Genomic DNA, 13,666 nt, shown 5'->3' on the forward strand with positions numbered 1-13,666 from the left:
CAGCACCCTACGCTCCGTTCTGGCTTTTGGTGGGGCATGGCCCCACCCTACCTATCCTGAATAGGATGCCTCTTATTCATTCCCACGCTGGAGCATGGAAATGAGCAAAGTGACTTGCACATGAGGGCGAAACTGTATGTAGCCTGATGACAATAAAGAGAGGGGGCAAGCTTTAATGACATGACCTTTGAATGGATAGCATTTGAAATGGTGCGGCAGGGCCGGCACCCTACGCTCCGTTCTGGCTTTTGGTGGGGCATGGCCCCACCCTACCAATCCTTGTACAGTGTGCCTCTTATTCAACGAGGGAATATAAGTCGCCAGGTTAATGGAATTGTGATCTGTAGGGTGCTGGCCCTGCCGCACCACTCTGCCCGTCCACATTCGAAACAGCTTCATCATCACTACAGGATATGGGGCCAGCGACACAGCAATCCCTCTCCAGACTCTTCGAATCGGAGCAGCAGGCTCGAATATCGACTCAGACAGAACCGGATGAACTGGCCAGCTACCTGTTGTCACTACTGTATGATATTGCTGTTCTGGTCAGGCAGGGTAGATCTAAACAGGAGCTGAATGGGACAGTAGAGGTTGTCATCAAGGGCTTGCCTCTGATACAGCCCCCCCCTAGACCAGTGCAATCTCTTTTAAACAATCGAGAGAATCAGAGGTAGTTGAAGAGCGACAGACCCTGCACTTTGTTAAAGGTCTGTTGAGCCGCCTGCAGTGCCAGAAGGTCTTGTTCGAAACGACTGATTGCTTCAGCCAGATCGATATCCTCTATCTCTGATAGAGAGCTCTTCATGGTGAACATAAAATCTTCATTGACTCTTGATTGATCTTCAATACTGTTCAGACGCGCGCCACCGCGTGCACGAACTGAGACAATCTGCTCCTGGGCGGCAGTCAGGTCTTCAACAAATACCCCATTGGGGGCATCCGCTTCCAGACCGGCGATGATGCCATGCACAGTCTCAAACAAGTTCCGTCGAGTACCGGTACTGGTGGTGACATTCATGAAGACATCGTAACCGTTTTCACGATCCTGAATCTGCCGGGTTGCTGAAATCTGTAAGCTACGACTACCCATATCCCCTGAATAGGCAAACACACCATCCGCTGGATTGCTGAACGGAATCGAATCTGCACTATATCCGGCAAATATATATTCACCATCACTGTCCCTGGTATTTGCCAGGGCCATCATCTCATCATTGAGTTGCCTTAACTCCTGTGCAATCGCCTGCCTGGCCGCCAGGTTGTAGGTGTCACTCTGACCTTGTAATGCCAACTCACGTATTCTGGGTAAAATTTCATCCACGCCGCTCAGGGCCGCTTCCTGCAGATCCAGCCTGGCACGAGCCCGGTCAGAATTGGATTGATACTGCTCCACCTGGGTGATGGCGGTGCGGAGATTAAGTGCCTGAGCAGCAGCTGGCGGATCATCACGCGGGGTCAGGATACGTTTGCCAGATGAGATCTGCAGCTGCGCACGACTTAGTGCAGACTGCCGCTCCAGCATACTGGAGATACCCCGATCAAATAGCATTGATGTTGAAACTCTATCCATCCCTTATCTCCTGACTGCGCTAAGCAGCGTATCAAACAGGGTGCTGGCCACTGAAATAACCTGTGCTGATGCCTGATAGGACTGCTGGAACTGAATCAGCTTGGCCGCCTCTTCATCCAGGTTTACCCCGGAGACCTCGGCCATGGCCTCTTTAGTGCGCTCAAGAAGGCTCTCCTGAGCTGATAGGTTCAATTCCGCATGACGGGTTTTCGAGCCCACATTGGAGACCATCTGCACATAGGATTCATCAATAGTCGATGTGCCGCCTAGCAGCACATTCTGGTTTTGTATATTTTCCAGTCTCAGAGCGTTGCGGTTGTCGCTCATACCATTGGTGTTGTTGCCAATAATAAAAGTGTCACCATCATCAGGCACACCGGCAAGAGTGAAACTGATACCACCCAGAGTCGCGAAGGTTGCGCCTGGCACCTGAGTACCAGCTACCGTCGCTGCATTCAGGTTGTCATAGGTAATGAAATCATCAAACGGATCAACACCAGGAACCGAACCAGGATAGTAGACTTCATATCCACTGGTCGCTGCGCCCTGATCATCATAGACCAGCTGGATGGTGCCACCAGCCAGTGGCAATCCGGCCATCGAACTGTTGGTCGGCTGGGTCATACTGGCTGCGCCTGTATTCAGCGGATTACCATTTGCATCAACAGCTGGTGCAACCCGTACAGGTCCAGCTGCCGCAAGACGCTGTACATCATTAAACAGTAGGTTGAAACTCAAAGCGGCGTTGCGGGTTGGCTGAATAATGAAGGTATCACCAGCAAGCGCGCCAGCTGCATTAATGGTGATATCGACACCATCAACGGTATTGAGTCCCGCCGCCAGAACCTGAGTCGCACCACTGTTCATATTAAGCAGCGTGAAGTCTGCGCCATCGTAACTGATTTCATAGGTATCACCGGTGAGATTACCGATGTCGTTGAAACTGGCGGTAATGGAGCTGCCATTTCCCGGTCTGGGATAGACATCAACCGACCCCAGGTTAAACATCGAGCTTCCAACTATGCCTTGCAGGTCTAGACCCAGTTGATTTTGAGCATTGATCTGATCGGCTATGCCTAATGCCACCAGACCTACACGGTCATGGGTGGGATCGAGTATCTCGTCGCGGAATCTGAGCATTCCACCAATTTCACCGCCACTCATCTGGTCAGTCACAACCTGGCTGCCGAAGGTATAGTTGAATGTAATCTCCAGATGGCTTGGATCCATGGTGGAAGGCTGCGTACCTAAGGTGGCTGCATCGGTATCCATGACCAGTGGCTGCCCTTTCCCTATAAAGATGTTGAAGGCGCCGTCGCTCTGCTGCAATACCTGAATATCGACCAACTCAGAAAGCTCGTTGACCAACTGATCGCGCTTATCCATCAGATCGTTGGGAGTACTGCCGTAAGCGATCTTAATATCCTCGTTGATCTCGGCAATACCCTGGGCAATTCGATTGATCTCACCAATATTGAATCCGATCTGGTTATTCATCTGGTTGCGCATACTTTCGAACTGTTGATCGAAATAGTGGAAGCGATCGGCCATTGTCTCCGCCTCGCTCAACACCAGCTGGCGTGCAGAGATAGAGCTAGGATCGTCAGCCATACCCTGCATGGCATCGAAAAAATTCTGGATCACAGGCTGCAGACCTGAATCTGCATTGGCGACGATGTCATCCAGCTGTTTTGCGCCGTTGAAATAGGCCTGCAACTCAGAGGCCACAGAGGCGCTGGCACGCATCTGGCCAGCGATGAAAGAGTCATACTGACGTTGGACTTCAGTGGCCTGGACACCGCTGCCGATATAACCCACAGCGCTCTGAAAAGGTAACCGAGTGGCAAAATCAATCCGCTGACGGCTGTAACCATCAGTATTAACGTTGGCAATATTATGGCCAGTGGTATCCAAGGCAAGCCGAGTGGCGACCAACCCGGAGACACCGATGGATTGTAAGCTCATCTTAGTCGCCTCCTAATTCGCTATATCGGCTGTTGTGCCGAACTCTTGAAATGGTCGAGTGCTGCCTGCATTTCAGGCCCCTGCATCACCCGGAGTATTTTGTTCGCATATTCCGGATCGGTGGCGTAACCGGCATCCTGCAGAGCCCTGAAATAGGATTCGCTATCCTGAGTATTACTCAAGGCCTCTGAGTATCGGGGATTCTGTTTAAGGAAGGCCACATAGTCCTGAAAGCTCTCATCGAAAGAGCTATAACTGCGGAAGTTCTCACGTCTGCGGACTGCTATATCCTCTTGATACTCCAATGTCTCCTTTCGTACCTGATCACCATCCCAGCGTTGATCCGCCTTGATACCAAAAAGGTTATGGCTGTTGTTGCCATTCGCTGACTGCATCACATGACCACCCCACCCTGTCTCCAGGGCAGCCTGGGCCAGCAGTGCCTCAGGGGGCAGACCCAGCTCTTCTGCTGCCTGTTCGGCGCAAGACCAGAGTCTGGTAACAAAATCTTCCGGGGAGTCGATCTTTTGAGTCGTCTGTTCAACGTCTTCAGATGGTTTGACTGGCGCTACATTTGTACCATGACGACGGGCCAGAGTGGCTGGATTTTGCCAGTAGCTTTCCAAGCCTGAGAGTTCCTGCTGTTGCACCTGAGGCGCCGCACCCAGCTGACTCCGCAACATAGGGAGCATCCCCAGACCCCGCTGCTCAGAGAGGTGAACTGCCAGCTGCTGGTCATACATATCCTGGGCAAATTTAGTCTGCTGACTGTCGAGCAGACCACCACCAAAACTGGCCTGGCGCATCTGCTTGACCATCATCTGAACAAATACGGATTCAAACTGACGTGCAACCTTTTCAGCACTTGCACCCTGATCATCCCTGGCCTGGCGTTTCAGATCCGCCAGACCGGAGAAATCGTGATACATGGAGGGTGCAACACTGTTCATCAGATCACCAGCAACTCAGCACGCAGTGCCCCCGCCTCTTTCAGTGCTTCAAGAATTGCCACCAGATCACTCGGTGCAGCTCCGACCTGATTGACAGCCCGAACCACCTCATCCAGAGAAGCACCGGGATTGAAGAGAAACATGTGGTTTGAGCCCTCTTCGGTAATGGTAACCTGACTTTGAGGAACAACTTCGGTATTGCCGCCACGAGAAAATGGCGCAGGTTGAGAAACTGCGGGATCTTCGCTGATGCTGACCACCAGGTTGCCATGGGAGACGGCAGCAGGATAGACCCGAACCTGATTATTGATGACTACCGTACCGGTGCGGGAGTTGATAATCACCTTCGCGGAGGCAACCCCAGGTTTGACTTCCAACTCTTCGAGCATGGAGATAAAGGTTACTTTCTGACCTGGATCGAGCGGCGCATTTACGCGGATAGAAGTTGAATCGACCGCCTTTGCTGTGCCTGGGCCGATGGTCAGATTGATCGACTCAGCAACACGCATTGCTGTAGTGAAATCACCATCATTAAGATTCAGGGTTAACATCGGCGCCTTATTGAAGGCATTTGGCACTTCCCGCTCGACAGTTGCACCATTCGGAATACGACCGGCACTGGGTATGTTTACGGTTAGTTTTGAACCGTCCTGTCCCTCTGCGCTCAATCCACCCACCACCAGGTTACCCTGAGCCAGGGCGTAGTTGTTTCCATCTGCACCTTTCAATGGTGTCATTAACAGAGTGCCACCACGCAGACTCTTCGCATTACCCAGAGAAGAGACGGTAATATCAAGCTTCTGTCCAACCTTACTAAAGGGGGGAAGATCACCATGAACAATTACTGCTGCGACGTTTTTAGGCTTGATATTGACCCCATCAGGTATCTGCACACCCAATTGAGAAAGCAGATTCTTCAGGCTGTTGATGGTATAGGGAGAGTCGGTATCTTTATCACCGGTTCCATTCAGCCCTACTACCAGACCATAACCAATAAGCTGGTTGTTACGCACACCCTGGATAGAGGCCAGATCCTTGATTCGCTCTGCCAACAGCGGCTGAACTGTAATCAGCATGATGGTTATAACCAGCAGGGATTGTTTCAAGAGCGTTTTCATCTCAGATACCTCAGAAGGGAGAGAGCACACTGTTAAAGAAGCGTGATAACCAGCCCATGGAGTTTGCGTCAGCCAGTGCGCCTTCGCCTTTATAGGTGATTGTCGGATCGGCAATACGGGTTGAGTTAACGGTATTGCTTGGGGTTATGTCGCTTGGGCGAACAATGCCGGAGAGCCTGACATACTCTGTACCCTGATTGATACCGATACGCTTTTCACCACGAACATAGAGATTGCGGTTAGGCAACACCTCGATAACCGATACGGTGATACTGCCACTCAAAGCATTACTTTGAGATGCGCTGCCGTCACCAGAGAAATCATTGGCTGCGGAGAGGTCGAATCCCAGATTGACATCCTTATTATTGGCAATAGGCATAAAACCGGGAACATTGAACTGCATCGCCTGACCAAACAGCACAGGATTGGTCATACTGGTGCTGGAACTTTTGGCGGTTGTTGTTGAAGCGGACTTGTTTGCCTGAGTGCTCTCAACCAGTTGTACGGTAAGCAGATCCCCTACCCGGCGAGCACGCCTGTCTTCGAACCAGGCCTGTTCATAGCCTGACTGGTAGATCGCCCCGTTACCGGTGGGTGCCTGTGGCGGTACAACAGGTCGGATCGGTGCATAAGCGGCATCTCTGACCGGGTTGCTGTTCTGGCAACCGACCATAACCAACATCAGTAGAACCAGCCAAGATATTTTATGCAGTCTGCCCATCAGCCTGGTATCCCGTTAAAGTTGCTGATTGACGTAGGAGAGCATTTCGTCAGTGGTGGAGATAGCCTTGGAGTTCATCTCGTAGGCCCGCTGTGTCTCGATCATATTCACCAGCTCTTCCACAACATTCACATTCGAGCTCTCTAACGCCCCCTGAATCAAAGTACCGGTACTGTCACTACCAGGTATCGCAGTGTTGACCCCACCACTGGCATTGGTCTCTCGAAAGAGGTTATCGCCAATAGGCTCAAGTCCCTGGGGATTAACAAAGTAACCCAACTCGATCTGTCCAATCTGGGTCGGTGTGCTGTTACCGGAAACCAGAGCCGAGACCACACCATCTGAACCAACAGTCAAACTGGTGGCATTGCTCGGTACAGTCATTGCGGGCTGAAGCTCATAGCCGTTGGGGGTAACGATATTTCCGTCTGCTGTCAGACTGAATGTACCATCCCGGCTATAGACCACATTCCCGTCCGGATGCAGCACCTGAAAATAGCCTTTACCTTGAATCGCCACATCCAAAGAGTTACCGGTCTGAACGATGTTGCCCTGACTGTGCTCTTTTTGTGATGCGACAACTCGTACCCCGGTACCTACCATAAGACCGGATGGCAACTCAGTATTCTCGGATGATTGAGCACCCACCTGTCTCAGGTTCTGATAAATCAGATCGTTGAAGACAGCCCGGTCACGTTTGAAGCCAGTAGTGTTGACGTTAGCGAGGTTGTTGGAGATAACAGACATATTGGTCTGTTGTGCATCCAATCCGGTTTTAGCGATCCAGAGTGCCGGGTACATAGTCTCTTCCTCGTAGCAATATAATCATCTATTCAATAGTTAAGCTGCAATTTACCTGCCAACATCAACTCATGTTCATCAGACTGGCAGAAGCGTTATCCATCTCTTCCGCCGTCTTCATCATCTTCACCTGCATTTCGAATTTTCGCGAAAGCTCAATCATATTCACCAGGGCATCTGCGACGTTCACATTACTGCTCTCAATGTGCCCAGAGACCAGCTGTGTCGCGGCATCAGCGTCTGCCTCACCACCCTCTTGCAGATGCAGCAGACCATCTTCACCCTTATAAAGCGCATCCCCCGGAGGATTGACCATCTTGATACGATCAACTATGGCCAATGCCTCGGGAGTTGAGCCTTCGGGAAGAATGGTGATAGTACCGTCCGGCGCAATCTCCAGACGCTCAAAAGGCGGCAAGGCAAGCGGTCCACTGTTGCCGATCACCGGCAAACCCTGGCCGTTGGTGACCAGGCCGTTGGCATCCACTTTCAGATCACCCCGGCGGCTATAGGCCTCAGAGCCATCCGCTGCCTGAACTGCGAAATAACCCTTGCCATTAACGGCCACATCCAGCGGATTACCCGTTGAGTGCAGACTGCCCTTGTCAAAATTGATGTCCGGACGCTCGTCCAGGGCATAGACCCGAGTGGGATAACCGGCGCCAAACACAGGCATACTGCGGAATTGGTTGAGATCTTCCATAAATCCTGGCGTGTTCACATTGGCCAGGTTATTGGAATTACTCGCCTGGGCCATCAATGTCTCTTTTGCTCCGCTCATGGCGACGTATAGCATGCGATCCATGGGTTGGCTCCTCTCTTAAAATCGTCACTTACTTGTCTATGACAGTAACAATGCAATAAGCGAACCAATCAGTGATAATGGAGACATTATCGATTAAGCGGCAAAACAATGGCTAAAAGTACAAATAACCAGAAACCCTCTGAAGAGACCAGGAACGAGGCCATGCAGATCGCCCGAGCCACCCAGCGTCCCGGTCAAACCAAGGAGCAGACCAAGCTGATTGCCAGCGGCATACAAAAAGGTATTGATCAGTATAAAAAGCAGCACAAAGCCAAGCTGCGGGAGATGGATAAGCGAAAGAAAAAAGAGCAGAAAAGCAATCAGGCTCCAGAGAATCAATCAGAACAGCCAGTGACACCAATAACAGAGCAGAAACCGGTCAACTGGCTCCCTTGGATATTACTGATACTCTCCTGGATTGGTTTTGGCATCTATCTCACCCTTTTTTCGAAATAACAAAGCTACCCTCATGTTACCAACCAGACCAAAATATCACCCACAGGTAGGGTGGGGCCATGCCCCACCAAAAAAGGTTAATTAATCTGGATCCCGAATGAAACAGAGACAATTTCATACCACTGCCATAAAGATGCAACCTCACCACCGTTAAAAGTATTAACGCCTCCAACTATGGTGAATAGCAGATCAACCTGCGACCGCCCTACAGATTCATTCTGAGTATAGTCAACAGCACTATTGCCTAGCTGCTCATCAACTGGTTTCGATCAAGTTGGGCATGGTGCGGCAGGGCCGCACCCTACATCGCTTGTGTGGTGTAACGTATAAACTGTACCAATCAGAGGATTTCAGCCTGCCGGTTGCTTCAGCTTCCACTCGGCAGACCGTTCCATTTACCCCGTTTGAACCATCGCATTGATCACATCATTCCAGGCCAAAGCAAGATTGGTACGGTTATAGCCACCCCCACCCAATGCAATAAAACGGCCTTCACATAGTTCGTTGGCAACTTCGCATAATCTTTTCGCAGCATAAGCATGAGCCGCTGGTGTAAAAGCCATATGGGTGATGGGATCACCCTCAATACTGTCTGCACCTGCCTGGAGGATGATCAACTCAGGTCTACCCTTACGCACAAAATCCTCAACTGCAGGCCAGACTTTGTAGAACAGGTCGTCATCGGCAAATGGTGGCATCGGGATATTGAGTTTGCTACCTTTTGCCTTGCCCTTCCCCGTCTCTTCAACTGCACCAGTGCCTGGATAAAGAAAGCGACCATCTTCATGGATATCGGCATAGATCAGATCCGGGTCTGATTCAAAGGCATAGAAGACGCCATCACCATGATGGGCGTCGATATCGACATAAGCTATTCGCTTGATTCCCTGGTTCAGTCTAAGATTCTCAATCAATACACCGGCATCATTGAAGACGCAGAATCCGGCAGCTTCGTCCCGTCTGGCATGGTGCAGACCTGCAATGGGGACAAATACCTTGGGATGCTCACCGGATAGCATTCCTTGTATACCTTCCAACACTGAACCAACCACTGTACATGCCGCCTCGTAAACCCCTTCGAAGGCAGGTGTATCGCCCTGGTCCAGATAACCGCTGCCAGTGACTGACTGTTTTTTCACCCGGTCTATATAAGACTCGGTATGAAATGCCAGCAGCGGTCTATCACTGCACTGTTGTGGGGTAGCAATGGTTACCTCTTTATCCAGTCCCCGTTTTACTGTCTCTTTCCAAAACGCATGGATACGATCCGGGCCAAAGGGGTGCCCATCACCAAAACCATATCGACCGAGTGAGTCGCCGAAATAGAGGGTTACCGGTTTTTCGACCATGAGTTCCAATTCACACTCTTATCAGGAAAGTAGTTAATGATAGTGTGGTGTAGAAACTGAGTATCAGCAAGAGTGATCGACACACAAAAAGGATGTTAGGCTTAGCCTATATCTTGCATCCAATATAAGGCCAGATTCTGAACTAATCATATACCAGTTCACTGCTGCTCCATTAACTTTCAATCTTCTCAGAACAACTCTGAAAGCCCCTCTCCCTTTACGGGAGAGGGGTTGGGGAGAGGGTGTACGCGAAGCGTTACATGTGGTTGAAAAAAAACCGCACTGATCGTTCATATTTATCTTGCTGATTGTTGGGGAAAATAGGGTATTCATTCTCCCCCGGCCCCTCTCTCCACCTATTTAAGATACTGATGACTTGTAAGTTTTTTCTAGCCGTCCCCCTCTGCTTTATGATGCTTTTTCATGTCTCTATTCTCAATCAACAATAGAAACCAACAGCAATGAATCAGTTACAACCGTAATAGTTAAAGTAATAGGACAGCTGTGATACGAGTTATGAATAATTTTGTGGTTATAAATCGCTGCTTGAAGCGGATAAAATTGAAAGGGAGATGTTATTGCTGCGTATTCAATAGCCTGATCAAGTCAGTAGAATTTTAATTGGTTCTCTCGAAGGTGCGGCTGGACCGCACCCTGAGAGTTTTAAGGCCTGCTAACACTAATCGAAGACTATCTTATATTGATTACAGTCTGAGTCACAGCATCAGCGGTGGTGATGACCTGGGCATTCGCCTGAAAGTTACGTTGTGCCGTTATCAGATTAACCAATTGCTTGGCCAAATCAACGTTGGAGTTCTCCAGCGCACCTGATTGGATTAACCCGAAACTACCAGTACCAGGCTCACCAATCTGAACATCACCCGAGGCAAAGGATTCAGACCAGCTGGTATCACCAATCTGACGGAGACCCTGGTTATTGGTAAACCGCGCCAAAGCAATCTTTCCCAGTGGCTCCGATTGGCCATTGGTAAAACGCGCAAAAACAACGCCACTATCATCCACCTCCACACCACTCAGACGACCTGAGGTATAACCATCCTGGGATAGTTCATTCACTGAAAACCCCGAACCGAATTGGGATGTAGAGCTGTAGTCAAAGGTCAGGCCACTGATGTCTGCTGCACCGCCACCAGGGTTAAAATCATCGATGGTGATATTACCAGAAGCATCAACATCCCCTGTTGCTGTCGCCAAGGCACCGGTAGTTGTAAACTGAACATCAGCAAACGCATTACCACCAACGGTCACATTGTTACCGTCAACGAATGAGAAGGCGTTCCACTGATTATCTGCCACTTTGACATAAAACATTGTCGCTGTGTGTGCCGTACCAAGTGAATCATAAATTGTGGTAGCAGTAGAGTGGTTGTAACTCAATGGATCTGGTGGAAAAGTAAAACCTGCAGCAGTAGGATCCAAAACCGCAGTAGGCGGTTGTTCTGATGCGCTTAAATTCAGGGTCGTTTCAATATTAGTGGTAGGTTGCGGTGTACCTGAGACCACAGGCAGATTTAAATCAACTGTTGAGCCAGTATTGTACAAGCTACCGGTTGTGCCAATGCGGGGGAAGACCTGCAATCTTGACCCAGTATGATCAACTACATTACCGTCACGATCTACCGTAAATGCACCAGCTCTCGTATAAGCTCGATCACCGGCAGAATCTTCCATTACATAGAAGCCTTCGCCGTTGATCGCCATATCCAGATTATTTGAGGTAAACTCTGTGCTACCCTGAGAAAACTGTTGTGCAACCCGGGTAACCCGAACACCTCGACCAGGTACAGAACTGCTGACATCACTGATTGAGTTAGCATAGATATCTGCAAACTCTGCTCGGGACTGTTTAAAGCCAACAGTACTTGCATTAGCCACATTGTGACCGGTTACTTCCAAGTCGGTGGAAGCTGCATCCAGACCACTTAGTGCAATACGAAATGCCATCTTATTTCTCCTGTCAAATCACTGAATGGCCATAACCCTTCAGTCTGAAACTGATTACCTATTGAATCTGAACAACATCATTCATAGAGACTTGCCCCAACCCATCCAGGTTGAGTTGAATACCGCCCTGTCCACTAAGATTGACACTCTCCACATTCGCTGACACCAATACAGCAGGCGCCATCTCTGCATCATCAACACTGGCTGCTGCACTAACCTGATAGAGTCCATCACCCGCATATTCACCCGAGTCGTCATATCCGTCCCAGCTGAATGCAACCTGTCCCGACTCGTGGGTTCCCAAAGGAAGCTCTCTCACCAACTCACCGGTACTGTTAGTGATCCTTATCCGTACATCACTTGCTGAAGAGGGAAGAACGACACTGCCTTGCAGAGGCTCGCCTTCTGCCAGCACACCAATATCACTTTCAACCAACACATCTCTACCAACCAGTGTGGCTGCTTGCAGTGCCTGATTGGAGGTCAGTGCCCCGCGCAGTTCGTTGAATGAGCTGTTGAGATCACCGATCCCGGATACTGTGGCAAACTGAGAGACCTGGGTTGCCATCTCTGAATTTTCCATCGGCTTGAATGGATCCTGATGAGTCAACTCAGTGACCAGCAGATTCATAAAATCTTCCAGCCCCAGCTCACTCTGATTCTGCTCAGTGGTATCTGTATTGTTAACTAGGCCAATATCTTCATATTGGTTATATGCGGACACGATGCCGGTTGTCATAGTGGTCTCCTTATTGACCCATACGCAGTGTGGCAAGAAGCAACTGCTTCGCTGAATTCGCCACTTCTACATTACTCTGGTATGAACGGGAGGCTGAGAGCATATTGGCCATCTCTTCAACCATGTTGACATTGGAGCGAAAGATATAGCCCTCTTCGTTAGCCATCGGATGGTCTGGTGCATGTTCCTGTATCAGTGGTGCCTGACTCTCAACCACACCTGCCATTCGCACACCATGTGAAACTGCATCGGGATTAGTCTGATCAAGCACGGTTTGAAACACAGGCTGCCTGGCCCGATAGGTCTCTTCGATGCTGCTGCTGATCGCATCGGCATTGGCCATATTGCTGGCTACCAGATTCAGACGCAGCGTCTGAGCGCTCATGCCAGAAGAGGCTGTATCAAAGATTTTAAAAATTGACATCGTTATTCACCCGTCAATGCTTTGCGAAGACCGCTGATCTTACTGTTAACAAAACTCAGACTGGTCTGATATTCGATTGCGTTGGCACCAAAGGCAGCATGCTCACGTTCTGTATCCACGGTATTACCATCCAATGAGGGCTGGGCTGGCACTCGATAGAGGAGTTGAGCCGGCGAAACTGCACCTGTCTCGGTCTGGATATGGCGGGTATTGGTGGTTTTCATTCGATCACCACTATCCATCTCCCGACTAAGCATTACTTTGAAATCAAAATCCCGCGCCTTGTAACCCGGTGTATCAGCATTGGCTATATTGGCCGAGAGTACTTCTGCTCTTTGGGAGCGCAGTACCAGGGCTCTTTCATGTACGCCGAAAAGGTTGTCAAAATTCATCAGATGCTCCAAACCTGAGTTCTCACACTGAGCATGATGCAGGGAGTATGCCAAAAGCCAGAATCCCTCGGTATGACGCACCACACTAGTCGGCCACTTACAACCTCTGACTGCAAACGGCAACCGGGTGCCGGATAGCGGCAAGCTTTGCCGTGGTGATTGAGGTCAGGATGAGCATTGAGTCTCTCTATTTACGTTCCAACTGGAAACAGAGAACAAGCAGTGTTTGTCCTGAAAGGGGAATCAGTCGTTGCTTGGAGAGATTTGGATTACTGGTTGTTAACCACTAGTGTGGTGCGTCATATAAACCCTGTATTTAGAAAGCCGCTCAAGCCGTGAGTGCAAGGCGCAGCCCGCAGGTAATGGTTGTTCCCTTACCAAGGGGTGCAACGCCGCAATCGCGGCTTGAGT

14 protein-coding genes are annotated in these 13,666 nt (G+C 49.9%); 2 read left to right on the top strand and 12 right to left on the bottom strand.

The window, feature by feature from the left end:
* The first annotated feature begins 413 nt into the window (after window positions 1-413).
* Window positions 414-674, top strand: a complete 261-nt coding sequence (locus AC4IE7_RS00005) for a hypothetical protein (protein WP_490774739.1) — start codon at window positions 414-416, stop codon at window positions 672-674.
* Here the strand turns inward: AC4IE7_RS00005 and flgL are convergent.
* From flgL to AC4IE7_RS00040, 7 genes are all read right to left on the bottom strand, one after another.
* Window positions 665-1,570, bottom strand: a complete 906-nt coding sequence (gene flgL / locus AC4IE7_RS00010; RefSeq protein ID WP_490774740.1) for a flagellar hook-associated protein FlgL — start codon at window positions 1,568-1,570, stop codon at window positions 665-667. The two genes, AC4IE7_RS00005 and flgL, sit on opposite strands and share 10 nt — an antisense overlap.
* 3 nt (window positions 1,571-1,573) lie before the next feature.
* Window positions 1,574-3,535 (bottom strand): flagellar hook-associated protein FlgK, encoded by a 1,962-nt coding sequence (gene flgK / locus AC4IE7_RS00015; protein WP_490774741.1) that lies wholly within the window; start codon window positions 3,533-3,535, stop codon window positions 1,574-1,576.
* A 20-nt stretch (window positions 3,536-3,555) separates the two neighbouring features.
* Window positions 3,556-4,485 carry a flagellar assembly peptidoglycan hydrolase FlgJ gene (gene flgJ, locus AC4IE7_RS00020; RefSeq protein ID WP_490774742.1) on the bottom strand — a complete coding sequence of 310 codons (930 nt, stop codon included), beginning with the start codon at window positions 4,483-4,485 and terminating at the stop codon, window positions 3,556-3,558.
* Window positions 4,485-5,603: a flagellar basal body P-ring protein FlgI gene (locus AC4IE7_RS00025; RefSeq protein WP_490774743.1), complete on the bottom strand. Its 1,119-nt coding sequence runs from the start codon at window positions 5,601-5,603 to the stop codon at window positions 4,485-4,487. The genes flgJ and AC4IE7_RS00025 overlap by 1 nt, the downstream gene beginning before the upstream one ends.
* Window positions 5,604-5,613: 10 nt before the next feature.
* Window positions 5,614-6,324, bottom strand: a complete 711-nt coding sequence (flgH, locus tag AC4IE7_RS00030) for a flagellar basal body L-ring protein FlgH (RefSeq protein WP_490774744.1) — start codon at window positions 6,322-6,324, stop codon at window positions 5,614-5,616.
* A gap of 15 nt (window positions 6,325-6,339) precedes the next feature.
* Entirely contained in the window at window positions 6,340-7,125 is a 786-nt protein-coding gene (gene flgG / locus AC4IE7_RS00035; RefSeq protein WP_490774745.1) for a flagellar basal-body rod protein FlgG, read from the bottom strand.
* A 64-nt stretch (window positions 7,126-7,189) separates the two neighbouring features.
* Window positions 7,190-7,930 carry a flagellar basal body rod protein FlgF gene (locus tag AC4IE7_RS00040; RefSeq protein ID WP_490774746.1) on the bottom strand — a complete coding sequence of 247 codons (741 nt, stop codon included), beginning with the start codon at window positions 7,928-7,930 and terminating at the stop codon, window positions 7,190-7,192.
* Between the two features lie 108 nt (window positions 7,931-8,038).
* On the opposite strand from AC4IE7_RS00040, the gene AC4IE7_RS00045 reads away from it, so the two are divergent.
* Complete coding sequence (locus AC4IE7_RS00045) at window positions 8,039-8,386, top strand: DUF2956 domain-containing protein (RefSeq protein ID WP_490774747.1); 348 nt, start codon at window positions 8,039-8,041, stop codon at window positions 8,384-8,386.
* A gap of 395 nt (window positions 8,387-8,781) precedes the next feature.
* Here AC4IE7_RS00045 and AC4IE7_RS00050 read toward each other — a convergent pair whose 3' ends face one another.
* The 5 genes from AC4IE7_RS00050 to flgB form a co-directional block, all read right to left on the bottom strand.
* Complete coding sequence (locus AC4IE7_RS00050) at window positions 8,782-9,735, bottom strand: acetoin utilization protein AcuC (RefSeq protein ID WP_490774752.1); 954 nt, start codon at window positions 9,733-9,735, stop codon at window positions 8,782-8,784.
* A 690-nt stretch (window positions 9,736-10,425) separates the two neighbouring features.
* A complete protein-coding gene (gene flgE / locus AC4IE7_RS00055) occupies window positions 10,426-11,700 on the bottom strand; it encodes a flagellar hook protein FlgE (RefSeq protein ID WP_490774748.1) in 1,275 nt (424 codons plus the stop codon).
* Between the two features lie 58 nt (window positions 11,701-11,758).
* Window positions 11,759-12,439 carry a flagellar hook assembly protein FlgD gene (locus tag AC4IE7_RS00060; protein ID WP_490774749.1) on the bottom strand — a complete coding sequence of 227 codons (681 nt, stop codon included), beginning with the start codon at window positions 12,437-12,439 and terminating at the stop codon, window positions 11,759-11,761.
* Between the two features lie 10 nt (window positions 12,440-12,449).
* The gene (gene flgC, locus AC4IE7_RS00065) at window positions 12,450-12,863 is read right to left on the bottom strand and encodes a flagellar basal body rod protein FlgC (protein WP_490774750.1); all 414 of its coding nucleotides are present in this window, start codon (window positions 12,861-12,863) and stop codon (window positions 12,450-12,452) included.
* Between the two features lie 2 nt (window positions 12,864-12,865).
* On the bottom strand, window positions 12,866-13,255 hold the full coding sequence (flgB, locus tag AC4IE7_RS00070; RefSeq protein ID WP_490774751.1) for a flagellar basal body rod protein FlgB: 390 nt from the start codon (window positions 13,253-13,255) through the stop codon (window positions 12,866-12,868).
* Window positions 13,256-13,666: the final 411 nt, after the last annotated feature.

The organism is Candidatus Thiodiazotropha sp. AKAK3 (genome assembly GCF_058244645.1).